The 15,652-nt window shown below is 27.1% G+C and carries 12 protein-coding genes; 6 read left to right on the top strand and 6 right to left on the bottom strand.

Going from position 1 to position 15,652, the window contains the following annotated elements; genetic code table 11:
* The first annotated feature begins 212 nt into the window (after window positions 1-212).
* The 6 genes from H5J23_RS01145 to H5J23_RS01120 all read left to right on the top strand — a co-directional run bounded on the left by H5J23_RS01145 (window position 213) and on the right by H5J23_RS01120 (window position 5,495).
* On the top strand, window positions 213-731 hold the full coding sequence (locus tag H5J23_RS01145; protein WP_185890509.1) for a cysteine hydrolase family protein: 519 nt from the start codon (window positions 213-215) through the stop codon (window positions 729-731).
* A 278-nt stretch (window positions 732-1,009) separates the two neighbouring features.
* Complete coding sequence (locus H5J23_RS01140) at window positions 1,010-2,107, top strand: RNA-guided endonuclease TnpB family protein (protein ID WP_185890508.1); 1,098 nt, start codon at window positions 1,010-1,012, stop codon at window positions 2,105-2,107.
* 222 nt (window positions 2,108-2,329) lie between these two features.
* Window positions 2,330-2,650 (top strand): hypothetical protein, encoded by a 321-nt coding sequence (locus H5J23_RS01135; RefSeq protein ID WP_185890507.1) that lies wholly within the window; start codon window positions 2,330-2,332, stop codon window positions 2,648-2,650.
* Between the two features lie 127 nt (window positions 2,651-2,777).
* The gene (locus H5J23_RS14300; protein ID WP_370523804.1) at window positions 2,778-3,440 is read left to right on the top strand and encodes a response regulator transcription factor; all 663 of its coding nucleotides are present in this window, start codon (window positions 2,778-2,780) and stop codon (window positions 3,438-3,440) included.
* Window positions 3,421-4,746, top strand: a complete 1,326-nt coding sequence (locus H5J23_RS01125) for a HAMP domain-containing sensor histidine kinase (protein ID WP_185890506.1) — start codon at window positions 3,421-3,423, stop codon at window positions 4,744-4,746. The genes H5J23_RS14300 and H5J23_RS01125 overlap by 20 nt, the downstream gene beginning before the upstream one ends.
* 182 nt (window positions 4,747-4,928) lie before the next feature.
* Window positions 4,929-5,495: a nitroreductase family protein gene (locus H5J23_RS01120; RefSeq protein WP_185890505.1), complete on the top strand. Its 567-nt coding sequence runs from the start codon at window positions 4,929-4,931 to the stop codon at window positions 5,493-5,495.
* Window positions 5,496-5,659: 164 nt separating this feature from the next.
* Here H5J23_RS01120 and H5J23_RS01115 read toward each other — a convergent pair whose 3' ends face one another.
* The 6 genes from H5J23_RS01115 to H5J23_RS01090 form a co-directional block, all read right to left on the bottom strand.
* Window positions 5,660-6,685: a hypothetical protein gene (locus tag H5J23_RS01115; protein WP_185890503.1), complete on the bottom strand. Its 1,026-nt coding sequence runs from the start codon at window positions 6,683-6,685 to the stop codon at window positions 5,660-5,662.
* 336 nt (window positions 6,686-7,021) lie between these two features.
* The gene (locus H5J23_RS01110; RefSeq protein ID WP_185890502.1) at window positions 7,022-7,840 is read right to left on the bottom strand and encodes a 3'-5' exonuclease; all 819 of its coding nucleotides are present in this window, start codon (window positions 7,838-7,840) and stop codon (window positions 7,022-7,024) included.
* Window positions 7,841-7,845: 5 nt separating this feature from the next.
* Window positions 7,846-9,231, bottom strand: a complete 1,386-nt coding sequence (locus tag H5J23_RS01105; protein ID WP_185890500.1) for a restriction endonuclease subunit S — start codon at window positions 9,229-9,231, stop codon at window positions 7,846-7,848.
* 12 nt (window positions 9,232-9,243) lie between these two features.
* On the bottom strand, window positions 9,244-11,205 hold the full coding sequence (locus H5J23_RS01100) for a class I SAM-dependent DNA methyltransferase (protein ID WP_185890498.1): 1,962 nt from the start codon (window positions 11,203-11,205) through the stop codon (window positions 9,244-9,246).
* 100 nt (window positions 11,206-11,305) lie between these two features.
* Entirely contained in the window at window positions 11,306-12,262 is a 957-nt protein-coding gene (locus H5J23_RS01095) for a replication initiation protein (RefSeq protein WP_185890497.1), read from the bottom strand.
* 312 nt (window positions 12,263-12,574) lie between these two features.
* Entirely contained in the window at window positions 12,575-15,535 is a 2,961-nt protein-coding gene (locus H5J23_RS01090; RefSeq protein ID WP_185890495.1) for a type I restriction endonuclease subunit R, read from the bottom strand.
* Window positions 15,536-15,652: the final 117 nt, after the last annotated feature.

Below are 15,652 nucleotides of genomic sequence, written 5' to 3'. Positions count from 1 at the left end.
GATTTTCCATTTGCCTCTTGGAATATCATGAATAAATTCTAAAGGGTATGTATATTCTTTTCTTATTTTCATGGATATTCTCCTTTTAGTTTATTTATTATTCTACTACATGCAAAAAAAAATTAAAAGTACCCACAAAAAAGTAAGTACTATCCAATTTCTAAAAAGCAAATTATAATAAAATATTATTTTAGTTATAGGAGGTTATTTTTATGAAAAAAGCTTTATTAATTATTGATTTACAAAATGATTATTTTCCACAAGGTAAATTTCCCCTTTGGAATACAGAAGTTACTTTAAACAATATTCTAGAAGCTATCAAAATATGTAAAGATAAAAATTATCAGATAGTTCATATTCAACATATTGCTGATCCTAATTTAGGTTTAGCACCATTTTTCATTAAAGATTCAGAGGGAGTTCAAATAGTTCCTGAAATATTAGAGGCTGCACCTAATGCTCCTATAGTTATAAAAACATATGCTGACGGATTTGTAAAAACTAATTTAAATGAAGTTCTAGAAAAGTTAGATGTAGATGAGCTTTTAGTTTGTGGAATGATGACACAAAATTGTGTTACTCATACATCTATTTCAAACAAAAAAACTAAAAATTATAAAACATCTATTTTAATGGATGCATGCACATCTGTATCAGAACCAATTCATTTAATTGGTTTAGCTGCTACTTTAACTTGGGATGTTTCTTTAATTTCATACAAGGATATCTAATCTATGACTGAAAAAAATTTAAAAATTTTAACAGTGTTTGGGCAAGAATTCTCCCATCTCTTTAGGTGGTGAGATGAATTGCCTTTCTTTTTTGTTTTTATTGATTTTTATTGTAAAAGCCTTTATAATGTTGAGATAACCAATATGAGGAGGATAAGTTATTTACCTAACCTGAACTGATCTAGTTAGATTTTATCTGATTGAAGATACAAGTACAATAAAAAATTTTTAAAAATAAGTAATGCTCTAAGGGCATTATATACGAGGAGGTGTAAACTATGAAGAAATATAACTTAGCTTTTAGATTTAGAATATATCCTAATGAAGTTCAAACAAATTTGATTTTACAAACTTTTGGTTGTGTTAGGTTTGTATATAATAAGATTTTGGGTAAAGCTAAAAAGATTTATGAATTAGAGGGTAAAAATAAAATTATTACTCCTGCTTCTCTTAAATCTGAATTTCCATTTTTGAAAGGAGTTGATAGCTTATCTCTTGCTAATGCTCAAATGAATGTAAAAACTGCATTTACTAATTTTTTTCAGAAAAGAACAGCTTTTCCTAAATTCAAATCTAAAAAAACTGCTAGAAAATCTTATTCTACAAATAGTGTTAATAACTCTATTAGAATAGAGAGTACTTTCTTAAGGCTCCCTAAATTAGGATTAGTTAAAGCTAAATTTCATAGAGATATACCTAAAAATTATACAATTAAATCAGCTACCATTAGCCAAGAACCTAATGGGGCTTTTTATGTTTCTATTCTTACTGAATTTCAAAAGGTTATAGTTCCTGTACCTAGCGACAACAATATCGTTGGGCTTGATTTTTCTATGAAAGAACTTTTTGTCAGCTCTGATAATCAAAGAGCTGACTATCCTAGATTTTTCAGAAAATTAGAAACTAAATTAGCTAAAGCTCAAAGAGAATTATCTCGTAAAGTTAAATTCTCAAGCAATTGGAATAAGGCTAAATTAAAAGTTGCTAAAATACACCAATCTATCAAAAATAGTAGAAAAGACTTTCTCCACAAGTTATCAAAAGAATTAGTTACAAAGTATAATGCGATTATCATTGAAGACCTAAATATGAAAGGTATGAGCGGAGCATTAAACTTTGGTAAATCTGTCGCTGATAACGGGTGGGCAATGTTCACAACTATGCTTCAATATAAGGCTATGATTTTAGGAAAACAAGTAATAAAAATAGATAAATGGTTTCCTAGCTCAAAAACTTGCTCTTGTTGTGGTAATATAAAAGACTGGCTTTCTTTAGGAGAAAGAGTATATAACTGTGAATGTGGTCATACTATGGATAGAGATCTAAATGCTAGTATAAATATTCGTGAAGTTGGTAGAACTCTACTAGCTTATTAAACATATATCAGGTTAGGAACTAGCCATAGAGCTTGGTAAATATATCTAACATTAGTTGGATACTTCCCAAGAAGCCCCACCCTCTTTAGGGTGGGGTAGTTCACTAAAATTAAGAGACAATTATTTTGAATGTCTCTTTTTTTATTTGTCATATTCATAACACAAAAGTATATTACTATATGAATACAAAAGATAACACGAAATTTTAAAGGAGGAAGAACAATGAAAAAATTATTAATAATCGGAACTTTAGTATTAGGAGCTGTAACTTTTGCAGCAAGCGGAACTGGAAAATTAGCAGGAAATGCACAGCCAAATGGAGTGACAAGAATGGCAGCAAATAATGGAATATGTGTTGTTACTGGAACTACTGAGAGAGCAAATAAAGGAGAATTTGTTGGATCAGGTAAAGGTGGTCAAAATCAAAACCTTAATACTCAAGGAAGGGGAAGAGGAAACGGTCAAGGAAGAATGTTTAAAAATCAAGTTAATAATACTTCTGTAAATAATGTAACTTCACCTCAAGGAGCAAAAAATAATTAAGATTAAATCAAAAGGCGTAGAATCTACGCCTTTTTTATAATATGTCTATATATACAATAAAAAATATGATAAAGTTTATTTAGAATAAATTTGATTTTAAGCATAAAGATGCTAGGAGGCGAGAAAAATAAAAAAGATATTAATTGTAGAGGATGAATTAAATTTAGCTAATTCTATAAATCTTTTTTTGAAAAATCAAAATTTCAAAATAATCATGGTTCATGACGGAAAAGAAGCTATTGAAAAGTTTTATGATGAAACTCCTGATCTTGTACTTTTGGATATAAATCTGCCTAATATAAATGGATGGGATATATGTGATGAAATTAGATACAACTCTGATATCCCGGTTATTATGATGACTGCTCGAGATAGTGAATTTGATGAATTAAAAGGTTTGGAATTAGGTGCTGATGACTATATTACAAAACCAGTTAATCTGAAAATCTTATTAGCTAGAATAAAAAGAATTTTAAAAATAGATGATAAAAGTAGTTACTATCATAATGGATTGGGGTTTGATAGCAGAACTTTAGAACTTACAATAAACGGGGAAAAGGTAGAGCTTTCTCCCAAGGAAAGTCAGATATTAGAGTATTTTATTAAAAATAAAGGTTTTGTTTTAAGTCGAGAGAAACTGATAAATGAAATTTGGGGATTCGATTATGAAGGAGATGATAGAGCAGTTGACACAATAATAAAAAGATTAAGAAAAAAACTAGGGAATTTCAGTGAAAGAATTAAGACTCTTCGTGGAATGGGGTACTCATATGATGAAGATAAAGTTTAATTTTTTTAAAAAACTTATGATATACTCAATCTTCCTTGCTTTTATTAGCGTAGCTATAGTACAAATTTTAAATTTAATATCTTTAGATCATTTTTACATATATAGAAAAAAGCTTGAACTACCCTTAATTGCAAAAAAAATAGAGGAGTTTGCAAATAATGAAAGTGAATTAAATAGCTATATTGAAGCTATCAGCTCTGATGGGATTCAAATAAATTATGGAAATATGAATATCAATCATAGAGGAAAAAATACCGGAAAAAGAAATAATTTTCTTTTGCAAAATACATTAAATTTAAATGAAGCATCTCTTATAAAAACTAAAATGGGTGGGAGGCACCTAGTCTATTATACTGTTATAAATAACACACCTTTAATTTTAACCCTACCTTTAGTTGCATTGGAAAATTATAAATATGAGGCATTTTTAATACAAGGAATATCCATGTTTATAGCAATATTTATAAGTTTATTATTAGGAGGATATTTTTCTGAGAAGCTTACTAAAAATCTAGAAAAATTAAATATAGCTGCTCATAAAATAGCAGACTTAGAATTTGTAGAAAAATTAGATATAGAAAGTGGAGATGAAATAGAAGAGTTAGCAAACTCCATTGAAAAGATGTCCTCAGAATTAAATCAATCTATGTCTAGTTTAAAGAGTTTTGTAGGAAATGCTTCTCATGAATTAAAAACACCAGTCTCAACTATAAATATGATTTCACAAAATTTACGAGAAAATAGAGACTTAACTCAAAGTGAGAGAAAAAAGCTATACAATCTCTTGATTAAAGAGAGTGAAGAGATGAATGAACTAATACAGAATTTATTGATTCTTTCAAAAATAACGTACTCAAAAAATCTTTTACATTATGAAGATTTTAATTTAAAAGGATTAATTCAAAAGGTTTTATACAAATATGAACTTTTAGAACTTGAAAAAAATATTGATGTAAATGTAAAAGGCGACGAACATTTGATTATAAAAACTGATTATAAATTTTTTAAAATAGTAGTAGAAAATTTAATTCAAAATGCTTTGAAGTATTCTTTAGAAAATGAAAGTGTCCATATAGAATTCAACCAAAAAACTCTTATTTTAAAAAACAAAACTTTCACTAATTTAAATGAAGAGACTTTAAATCTTTTTTCTCCATTTAAAAGAGGAGAAAGTTCAGTGGGAAAAGATATAGAAGGATCAGGATTAGGACTATATATTGTAAAAAACATTTTGGAGTTATTAAATTTGAAATATGAAATAAAAATCGTAGAGGATAACTTTTATTTTATAATTTATTTTAGTTAGTAAATTTAACTTATTTAAAAGAGATAACCTAATCGAAAAGGAAGCTGAATGAAAATGTAAAAAGTTACGAAAGTTATATTTTACAAGTTAATAAATGAAAAAAACAAGAGGAATTATATTTTTCATGAGTAAATTAAAATATCTTTAATTTACAGAAATATTATATATATTAGGAGGAAAATATGAACGAAACATTAAATACTATTTTAAAAAGAAGAAGCTGTAGAATATTTAAAGAAGATAAAATTGATAAATCAATTCTCAAAGAAATTATAAAAGCAGGAACATATGCTCCAAGTGCAATGAATCAACAACCTTGGCATTTTACAGTTATTTCAAATAAAGAACTATTAGATAAAATTAGCTTTGATACTAAAGAAATTGCTAAGAATCATCCTTTAGAATACATTAGAGGATATGCCACTAATGAGAAGTTTCATATTTTTTATAATGCTCCGAGTATAATTTTAATATCTCATATGGAAAATGCCTATGAACCAAAAGTTGATTGCGCTGCTGCAACAGAAAATATTCTTTTGGCTGCTACTTCTTTTGGTATAGGAAGTTGTTGGGTTGAGTTTGTTAGTTATCTTTTTAAAAAAGAAACAGAAATATCTAAAAAATATGTAGAAAAATTAGAAATACCAAGTGGATATAAGCCTATTCATGCAATAGCTTTAGGATACTCTAAATTAGATAATATTCCTGTTCCGAAACATAAAGAAAATACTGTTAATTTTATAGATTAACTTTAAATCATAATGAGAGTAGCACCATGAAAAACTATATCTTCTAATTTTATCATCAATTTATTAATTATTTTTGAATATTGTCGGTCTATAAATATTTATCAACAATTAATTCCATTTCCTTCATTTAATTAAAAGTGAGGTAGAAAATATTCTACCTTACTTTAATTAAAGTTTTTTGTATTTTTTAAATTATATAGCATTAGTTCTCTAAATTTTTCTTCTAAAATTTTTTTCAAAATCTCTCTTTCGTTAGAAAAAGTTGTAGTATTGTCTGTTTTAATCATTTCTAAAGTATATTTATTTTCTACATTAATTGGTTTAACTTCTATAACTTTATATGTTTTTGGATTTATTATCTTGTATTCTCCAGTTAAAATCAACTTTTTCTGTTGAGATATTATTGTTTTATTTCCTGTATTTTGTTTTCTTTCACTTATTTCTAATAATGGGGTTTCAAATCTGTAAAATGATAGTTCAACTAAATATGCATTATTTGCATATGATTGATTAAAATAATTATACCCTCTAAAATATATATAGTTTCCTAAGTCTTTATTTTTATATCTATCTGCTACTCCAATCAATATATTTTGAATATCTACTGGAACATATCTATTATTACTATTGCTTGTTATATATAAATTAATTGATATTTCTTGTTCTAATTTAGTAATAACTTCTCTAATTTTACTATTAGGGATATGAGTTATTAATGATTTAAAGTAAAAAATTTTCTCTAATTTTACCTGTCTTGATAACCCATCAAACTTTTGATTTAATACATAATCTTCAAAAACTTTTGCAATCTTAATCTTATTATTATATAAAACATTTCTATTTAAAGATAGTTGTGGAACTTTTTTTTCTAAAGTTATATATCTATCTGAAGCATATAAATATAACTTTAACGCATTTAAATCAGCTATCGTATAAGTTTTTTGTTCTAACAATCTATTAGTCTGTTCTAACAATTGACTATATTGAAAATTAAGACTTTCTATCCCTTTTAAAGAGTCAGGAGCACGTTCTAATCCATCTATTAACTCTCTAAATCCGTCTGTTGTCAATCCTCTCTTTTGATAAATTGCTATTCCCTTTTCTATATTTGACTCCCCAATCCTATGAGTTATTGCACTACAGCTAAAAAATAAAAAAAACAGCGGTAATATCCATAATTTCTTTCCCATAAATTTCCGTTACTAGATACTTATAAAATTTTTAATAAACTCCTATAAAGTCGATTGTATCTTTACTTTTTTACAAAATCTGATTTTGCATAATTTTTATTTTTTTTGCTTTATAATGTTTTAATTCTTGAAGTAACGGTTTGTCACCTCCTTTAATGTATTATTAAATTTACTTTATAATTTAAAATACAATAGATACATAGAAAAAGCAATAAAAATAGTAGAAATAAGGTATATTTTATATATCATCTATACTACAGTCTAATTAATACACTGTCAAACAATACAAAAGAGAGTCCTAGTGGACTCTCTTAGTTAGTTTTAATATGATTAAGATTAGTTAAATGAATTTAAAAATTTACTTGTATAATGTGATATGAATCCACCCAATATTAAAATGAATATATTCCACAATATAAAATATTTAGCATCTTCAGTTATTAAATGGTAAACTCCTTGTAATGATATTCCATAGATTTCCTTCCAAGTTGCTTTTTGTTTTAAATCACCATTTATTAATTTTTCTATAATTATACTCATAACATCTACTTTTCTCAAAGTTGATCTGTGTAAAGCTATATAATCTTTACTTTCAAAAGCTTCTGCTTCTTTTTCTCCCTTTAAAAAATCTTTTGTTCCTATTCCATTAAATTCACAAAGCTTCTCTAATCTTGGATGATCAATGTATTTGGGTCCATAAATATCTATTAGTTTTGAAGGTAAATCAAATTTATTAGAATCTTGAATTTCATATTTCGGATTCCATTTTTTCTGTAAAACCTCAAATCTATGTTTTATAGCTTCAAATCCAAAATTTATATCCCTCATATTCCAATGAACCCAATAATAATTTTTATGTTGTTCTATAAATTGAAAAAATTCTTGAAGCATCTCTTTTTCAAGATTATCATATTCACTTTCTATATTTGAAGTAATAATTTTCTTTTTTTCTGCAACTTTATGAATTGAAAAAGATTTAGTATCCTTAGATTCAAAAAACCTAACAGCTATAGACGTTATTCTTGGAGTTCGTCCATCTTTAATATTATAAAAGCTTTCACAAGAATAATGAACGATTAAAATTAGTTTTTCATTTTCTAGAAGAGCTTTAAGCTCATTTATAGCTTTTTTTCTTTTACTAATTTTTCTAATCATTAATTCTACAACACCTCTATCTTTCCTGTTACAACTTCTGATATTAAAGATTGCTTTGCTGATTTTAATTTTTCAATAATTTCTTTTTGCTTTTCAATAGCTATATCAAATTGAGAACATTTTTTGTCTAATAGATTATTAATTTTTATTTGTTCATCCTGCTGATTTATAAATGGAATATAAATATTTTTCAATAATTCTAAAGAAATTCTTGGTAATGCTGCTCCTTTAACGTATTGAAATATTTGTTTCTGACTTGCTTCTGATTGTAAAATATAATCTAAAAATTTAATACTAAAATTCTTATTTGATTTTATAATAACCAATGACGATGCCACTACAAATTCCTTATCAAAATCTATAAGACAAGTCTTTCCTATTGTTCCGTCTTTACTTATTAAAAGATCTCCTCTTTCTGGCTTACACGAATTTCTTTTTAAATATTTATAACTCTCTATAGATGTTTTTAAACAGTTTTTAAAATCTAAAAATCCATTTTTTAAATCTTTTACAGATAAAAATGGATAAACTCCGTTCTCTACTTCTGGTGAAATATGTGCTCCATCGGTAAATTTTATTAATTTATTCTTCATTTTACTAACTTGCCATTCTTTAGGGATCATCCCAAGCCATTCTACCCCGCTATCTTTCATCTCATGGTCTTCTCTTCTTATAATCCCATATTCACCATTCTCTTTTTCAATAACTTTAACCTTACCAGTTACAACTTCACTTATAAGACTTTTCTTAGCTTCTTCTAACTTATTTATTAGCATTTCTTTTTTAGCTATTACCGAATCAAACTCTTCACATTTTTTATCTAAGAAATCTGCTATTTTTTGTTGAGTACTAAATAAGGGAATCATTACAATTTCATCAAAATATTTATCAATACTTAAATTTTGAATTCCAGTAGTCTGATTAAAAGCACGTAAATTAATTTTTTTTGAATACAATACTGAAAATAAAAAATTAATGTAAGGACTATATATATTTTTTTTAACTCTGACTCTTGCAATAAAATTAGCATAAATTGCTTTAAGATCACTATTATATATACACGTAAATCCAACAGGTTGACGTTCTCCGCCACCAGATTTTTCTATTAACAAATCTCCGTTTTGAAGCAAAAAATCTTTTTGTTTTAAATAATCTAAGTTTCTAATAGTTAGATCTTCTATATCTATAATATTTTTTGTCCTATTAAAATTTGTTATTCTAATACAAGGAACATCGTTGGAATCTTTTCTTGCATCTTCACCCCAAACCCCACCTTTCACTTCTCTTACTAATCTTTTTATTTTTTTAACTTCCCAATCCTTAGGAATCATCCCAAGCCATTCTACTCCACTATCTTTCATTTCATGTGGTTCTCTATATCTATATTTCATTCTTTCACCTTCCTAGTTAAAAATATTATGAATCTCAGATGCTATCTCTTTTTCTAGCTCTTCTATCTCATTCATAATATCTGCAAAAGGTCTAAGCTCTTCATATTTATAGAAATGTCTTGTAAATGGAATCTCATATCCTATCTTATCTAAAGTTGTTTCATCTATCCAAGCATCTGGAACATGAGGAACTACCTCTCTATTGAAATACTCAGTTACATCCTCTTTTAATGGGATAGATTCAGAATCTCTAAGTGAACTATCAGCTTCTATATTTCCTTTAGCATCCTTACAAATTTCTGCTTCATCATCTTGTACACCAATAATTGAAATTAGGTTTTTAATTTGTGCTGCCTTTATAAATGTTAGTCCTGCATCTTTAATTTTAGAGTTTAAATCTTTTAAAAATAGATCTCTACTCATATACACTTTTTCTTTATCAAATGAATCTATTAAAGATATTAACTCACCTTTCTGAGCTTCATCCAACTTTTGGTAAAATGGTGCTTCTGTTATAGCTCCAATAACTTCTGGTGTTATTAAGAACTTTAACTTTAAAGGTCTCTCAATAGTTACCTTTCTATATCCAAAATCTTCATTGTCGAATATCTTCGAGAACTCTCCTTCAGAGAAATCGGCATATATCTTTTTAATTTCTTTTATACTATCTCTAGAAATCTCTTTTCTTTTACTTCCTAAAGATTTTCTCATAGCACTACCAAAACTAGTTGCATTAACTAATTGAATTTTTCCTTTTCTTTTTTCACTTTTTCTATTACTTAATACCCAAATATATGTTGCTATTCCAGTGTTATAGAACATATCTGTTGGTAGTGCAATTAATCCTTCTAATAAATCATTCTCTATTATCCATTTTCTTATGTTACTTTCTCCACTTCCTGCATCTCCAGTAAATAGTGGTGAACCATTAAAGATTATAGCTATTCTAGAGCCATTCTCATCGTTATACATCTTGCTAATCATATTAAGTAAAAATAGCATTGAACCATCACTAACTCTTGGAACTCCAGCACCAAATCTACCATTGAAACCTAAAGTTTCAAATTCATTTTTAACAAACTTCTCCTCATTTTTCCATTGAACTCCAAATGGAGGATTTGAAATAAGTAATCTATAATTCTTTCCACCATGTCCATCCTCTGTTAATGTATTACCAAAAACTATATTCTCTGGATCTTGTCCTTTAATTAGCATATCAGCTTTACATATAGCATAAGATTCATCATTTAATTCCTGTCCATAAAGATTTATAGTTGCTGTTGGATTTAAGTCATGAATTTTCTTTTCTGCTGTTGATAACATTCCACCTGTACCAGCACAAAAATCAGCAATACTAACTATCTTTCCTGGAGTTTTTATAAACTCTTCCATATCTTGGAATAACATCTCCATACATAGCTCAATAACTTCTCTAGGTGTGTAGTGATCTCCTGCCTCTGCATTCTCTTTAAATCTTCTAATTAACTCTTCAAAAATATATCCCATCTCTTGGTTACTTACGCTTTCAGGATGAAAATCTACTTTTTCAAATTCCTTTACTATATTGTAAAGAGCATTATGTTTATCTAGCTTATCAATCTCTACTAAAAATCCAAAATGACTTATTATATCCTTTACATTTGAAGAGAAACCATTTATATATTCTTTAAAGTTTGCTGTAATATTTTCTGAATCATTTATTAAACTCTCAAAAGTAAAGTTAGAAATATTGTAATAGCTTCTATCTAAATGAGCTATCAATAATCCTTCTAATGTCTCTTCATCTAATCCCATCTCTTTAAGCTCATTATACTTCTCTAGCGTTTCTCTATGGTCTTTTGACACTATGCTATCAAATCTTCTGATAACACACATAGGAAGAATTACATCTCCATATTTTTCTGGTTTATATACGTTTCTTAAGCTCTCTGCTATTTGCCATATTAAGTTTATTTTCTCATTAAAGTTTCTCACTTTTTCCTCCTAGTATTCTTAAATATTCAATCTACGAAATATCTTTTTTTGTCTTTCGCAGTTTATACGTTTTTTTTCGCAGTTAGAAAAAATTATATTTTTATATATCCCCTTTCATAACTTTAACTACATATAATTTTTCTGTTTTTTTCCATATTTTATCAATAGTTTTATTTTCTTTAGGTATTCCAATTTCTTCAAGAAAATAATTTTTAGCTTTTTCATATATTATTTTTTTTATAGCGTCATTCATTTTCATGTAGTTCTCGTATAACTTTTCACTCTCAGAACTCAATTGCTTTCTTTCTAAAATATTTTCCTCTATAACCTCTTCAAGCTCCTCAATAAAATCTATTTCTTCTAAAACTTCTGTATTAGAAAGTTTCCATTTCAAAGTCACTTTAGTTATGTTTCTCCCACTCTTCTCTTTAATCAAAGAGATATCCGAGATATTTGTATTATTTTGAAGTTCAACCTTTATCTTTCTCATTAGTTTTACATCTATATCTGACCATCCATAACTATCTGGAATATCTAAAATTTTTCTAAATTCAATCGCATCAAATTCCCATTTATACAAATTTTTATAACTCATAATAATTTGATATATTCTTTTAGCATATCTACTTTTTAAAGATGTAAACTCTTTAATCTTATGCTGCGTAAAATTTCCAGATAGATTATAAAACAGCTTAATGTATTCTTTTTTTAATTCAAAATCTATAGTTTTGTAATCAGAACTATAATCTAATCCTTCAAATAAATGTCTCACCTTTGTGTACTTATCATCTTTTAAATAAACTTTAGTATCAAATATATTTTCTATAGCTTTTTTTACTCTAGAGTTATGTGCTCCAGTTAAAAATTTTTTTACCATAGATGATGGAAGTTCTAATTTTAAATTTTCTGTTTCAGATACTTTTCTATGATCTAACATACTTCTAGAAACATAAACCAAACATAAAAAAACATCTAACTCGTATGCTGAAAATTCATTTATGCTTGTTGCTACATCTTTTGAATATTCTACCATTTCATATTTCAAATCTTCACTCAAAATATTCTCCTTTTTTATCCTTATAATTAGCTATACTTAAAATATACTCTATTTCAGATTAAAATACAACGAAATTTTTAATAAAATTCGTGGTATTGTTTTTTGACAAAATGTCGTGGTGTTCTTGACAAAACTTCGTGGTATCTTTCATTTTTGCCTTGATTTTATTAAACTAGATGAGGGTCCTAAATTATTAAATATAAACTAGTATAAAATATAAATAGAGATAGTGTATATTTAAAAAACTTTGTGATATTTCTGACAAGACTTCGTGGTATTAAAAAATTCCGCAAACACTGTCTGCGGAATTGATTATTTTGTAAAACTCTCATATAAGTTTTCAGCTATATTTTTAACAATAAAATTTTGTAAAGTTTTATCCTTTATAATTCTAGTAAAGAAGTCTTGATTTTTAGACATCCTTTGAACTAGCATCTTCATAAAATCTTTATCAAAGCTATCTATAAAAATATCTTTAGAATTATTTTTTGCTCTTATTTGAAGTTGTTCATTATGAACAAAATCACCCTCTAATTGGTCTAAAAAAAGTTTGTCATTATCAGTCAAATTTAATCCAAAAACCTTATTTATTTTTTCAATAATAGTTTCTAAAGTTTCTAATTCCTTTTCTTTTGCTCTTGAAACAGGACCATCAGTAGGTCCAACTAAAGGTTTATCTTCACTAACTCCTAAAGATATATCTTCACCTTTAGAACCATCTCCAGCTATTTGCTTAATTTTAAAAGAATCTAGCTCTAGTAAACTATCTAAACATATTTTCTCATCTATCTCACCTTTAGGTAGTTTTTTTATAAGTCCAGATAAATATACTACCAGTTTATATAGGTTGGGATTTAAAATCTCATATATTTGTAAAAGGAAATTATAGTATCTTATATACTTTATACTAGTTTTCTTAAAGTCTTCTCTTTCATCTTCATCTAACTCTAAATATCTCTTTACACCTGAATCTGTTAAAGCATTTAATCTTGCAACATCAGCATTAGCTTTTGCTTTAAGATATATCCTAGTAAAATTATCTAACTCTCCATCTAAGAAAACTCCAAACTTATGAAGCTTTTCATATATACCTAATAACATATTTGGATCTGTATTCTTATCTATTAGAGTTGATTCAAAATATGGTTTAAAAGAATCTTGAATTTCCTCTGTAGTATTAGAGAAATCCAATATAAATGTAGCATCTTTTCCTGAAGTAGTTCTATTTAATCTCGATAAAGTTTGAACTGCTGTTACTCCACTTAAAATTTTATCTACATACATTGCACATAACTTAGGTTGGTCAAACCCTGTTTGATATTTATCAGCCACTATTAAAAGCTTCATAGAATTATCTGTATCAAACTTTGTAGGGAGTTCTTTCTCTTTTAATCCCTCGTTCATAGACTCCTCTGTATAATCAAAGTCATCATAGTTTACTGTTCCTGAAAAGGCAACAAGAGATTTAATGTTATAATTTTTCTCTGCAATGTATCTATCAATCTCTTGCTTAAATCTAACTGCGTGTAATCTACTAGATGTTACAATCATTCCTTTGGCTTTTCCATTTAACCATCCACTTCTATTTTTAACAAAATCATCCACAATAATTTCAATCTTTTGTCGTATTGCATACTCATGTAATCCTACATACCTTTTTATTTCTTTACTAGCTTTTGATGCTTCAAACTCAGGATTATCATTAATGGATTTAGCCACTTTATAATATATATCATATGTCGTATAATTTTTTAATACATCTAAAATAAATCCTTCTTCTATTGCTTGTCTCATTGTATATTCATGGAATGGATGTGGCTTGTTATCTTCACCTTTTTTACCAAATATCTCTAGAGTTTTGTGTTTAGGTGTTGCTGTAAAAGCAAAGAAAGTAACTGAATCTTTTTTAGTTCTTCCTTTTAGTAACTCTACAATTTCGTCTTCTAGAGTTCTATCGTCTAACCCTTCCTCTAATTTAGCTTCTTCTAATGTTTTTCCAGCTAAAGTATCTTTTAAAGCATTCATATTTTTTCCAGATGTACTTGAATGAGCTTCATCAATTATAACGGCAAAGTTTTTACTTTTTCCCATTGTTTCTATTTTATCTAATGCATATGGAAATTTTTGGATTGTAGTTATTATTATTTTAGTGTTATTTTCTAGAGCTTTTGCCAAATCACTAGAGTTTTTATTATCATCTATTTTTTCTACAACTCCATGCTTATGCTCCAATTGGTAAATAGCATCTTGAAGTTGTTTATCTAAAACTTTTCTATCTGTTATTACTATGACACTATCAAAAACATTTTTATCTTCTGAATTATGAAGATTAGCTAATCTATGAGAAAGCCAAGCTATTGAGTTAGTCTTTCCACTTCCTGCACTATGTTGTATCAAGTAGTTATAGTTTTCCCCTCTTTTTAATAGATCTTTCTCTACTTTTCTAACTACATCCAATTGATGATAACGAGGAAAAATAGCTATTTGTTTTTTATCTTTCTCTTGGACATAATAGAATCTTTTTATAATATCAGCTAAAGATTCTCTTCTTAAAACCTTTTCCCATAAGTAAAAAGTTTTAAAGTTATCTTCTACATTTGGATTCCCTTTTCCACCATTATTACCTCTATTAAACGGTAAAAAATATGTAGATTTTCCTTTTAACTCTGTCGCCATATAAACTTCACTTGTATCAAGTGCAAAGTGAACTAAAACTCTTTGTTTAAATCTAAATAGTAATTCTTTTGGATCCCTATCTTCTCTATACTGCTTCATTGCGTTATATATATTTTGCCCAGTGTATTCATTTTTAAGCTCTAAAGTTACAATAGGAATTCCATTTAAAAATAAAACCATATCCAATGAATTCTCATTTTTAGTACTATATTTCAACTGTCTAGTAACAGAGAAAATATTTTTTTCATACATCTCCCAAGCTTTTGGATTTAGATGACTATTTGGTTTAGAATATAGAAAATTAAATTTTCCAACTAAGATGTCTTCTAAGCCATGTCTTAGAACTTCTATTACTCCCTTTTTCTCTAACTCTGAGTGTAATCTGTTTAAAAGCTCATATTCCCAATTAGATCCTTTAGATTTTTTATAACTTTCTAACATATCTTTTTGCGTATTTTCTAAAAATTCAAAAAGATATTTTTTATCTATTGCAAAAACTTTATCGTAATTTTCATTAAAACCTTGTCTATACCCATCTTGAATTAAGCTACTTTCAATGGCATTTTCAAAATCCTTTTCTCTCGGTAGTTCCGCCATAATTGTCCCCCTTTTTATCTTTTCATTATATGTGTGTATTTTACCATAAAAAAATATTAAAAACAAAGAACGATAATTATTAGTATCTTAAACCCTTTAATAAAAAAAAGGTACCAA

The organism is Cetobacterium sp. 2G large (assembly GCF_014250655.1).
Taxonomy (GTDB): Bacteria; Fusobacteriota; Fusobacteriia; order Fusobacteriales; family Fusobacteriaceae; genus Cetobacterium_A; species Cetobacterium_A somerae.
Note: the sequence above shows the minus strand (reverse complement) of the source record. Positions and strands in the feature narration are given on the sequence as shown.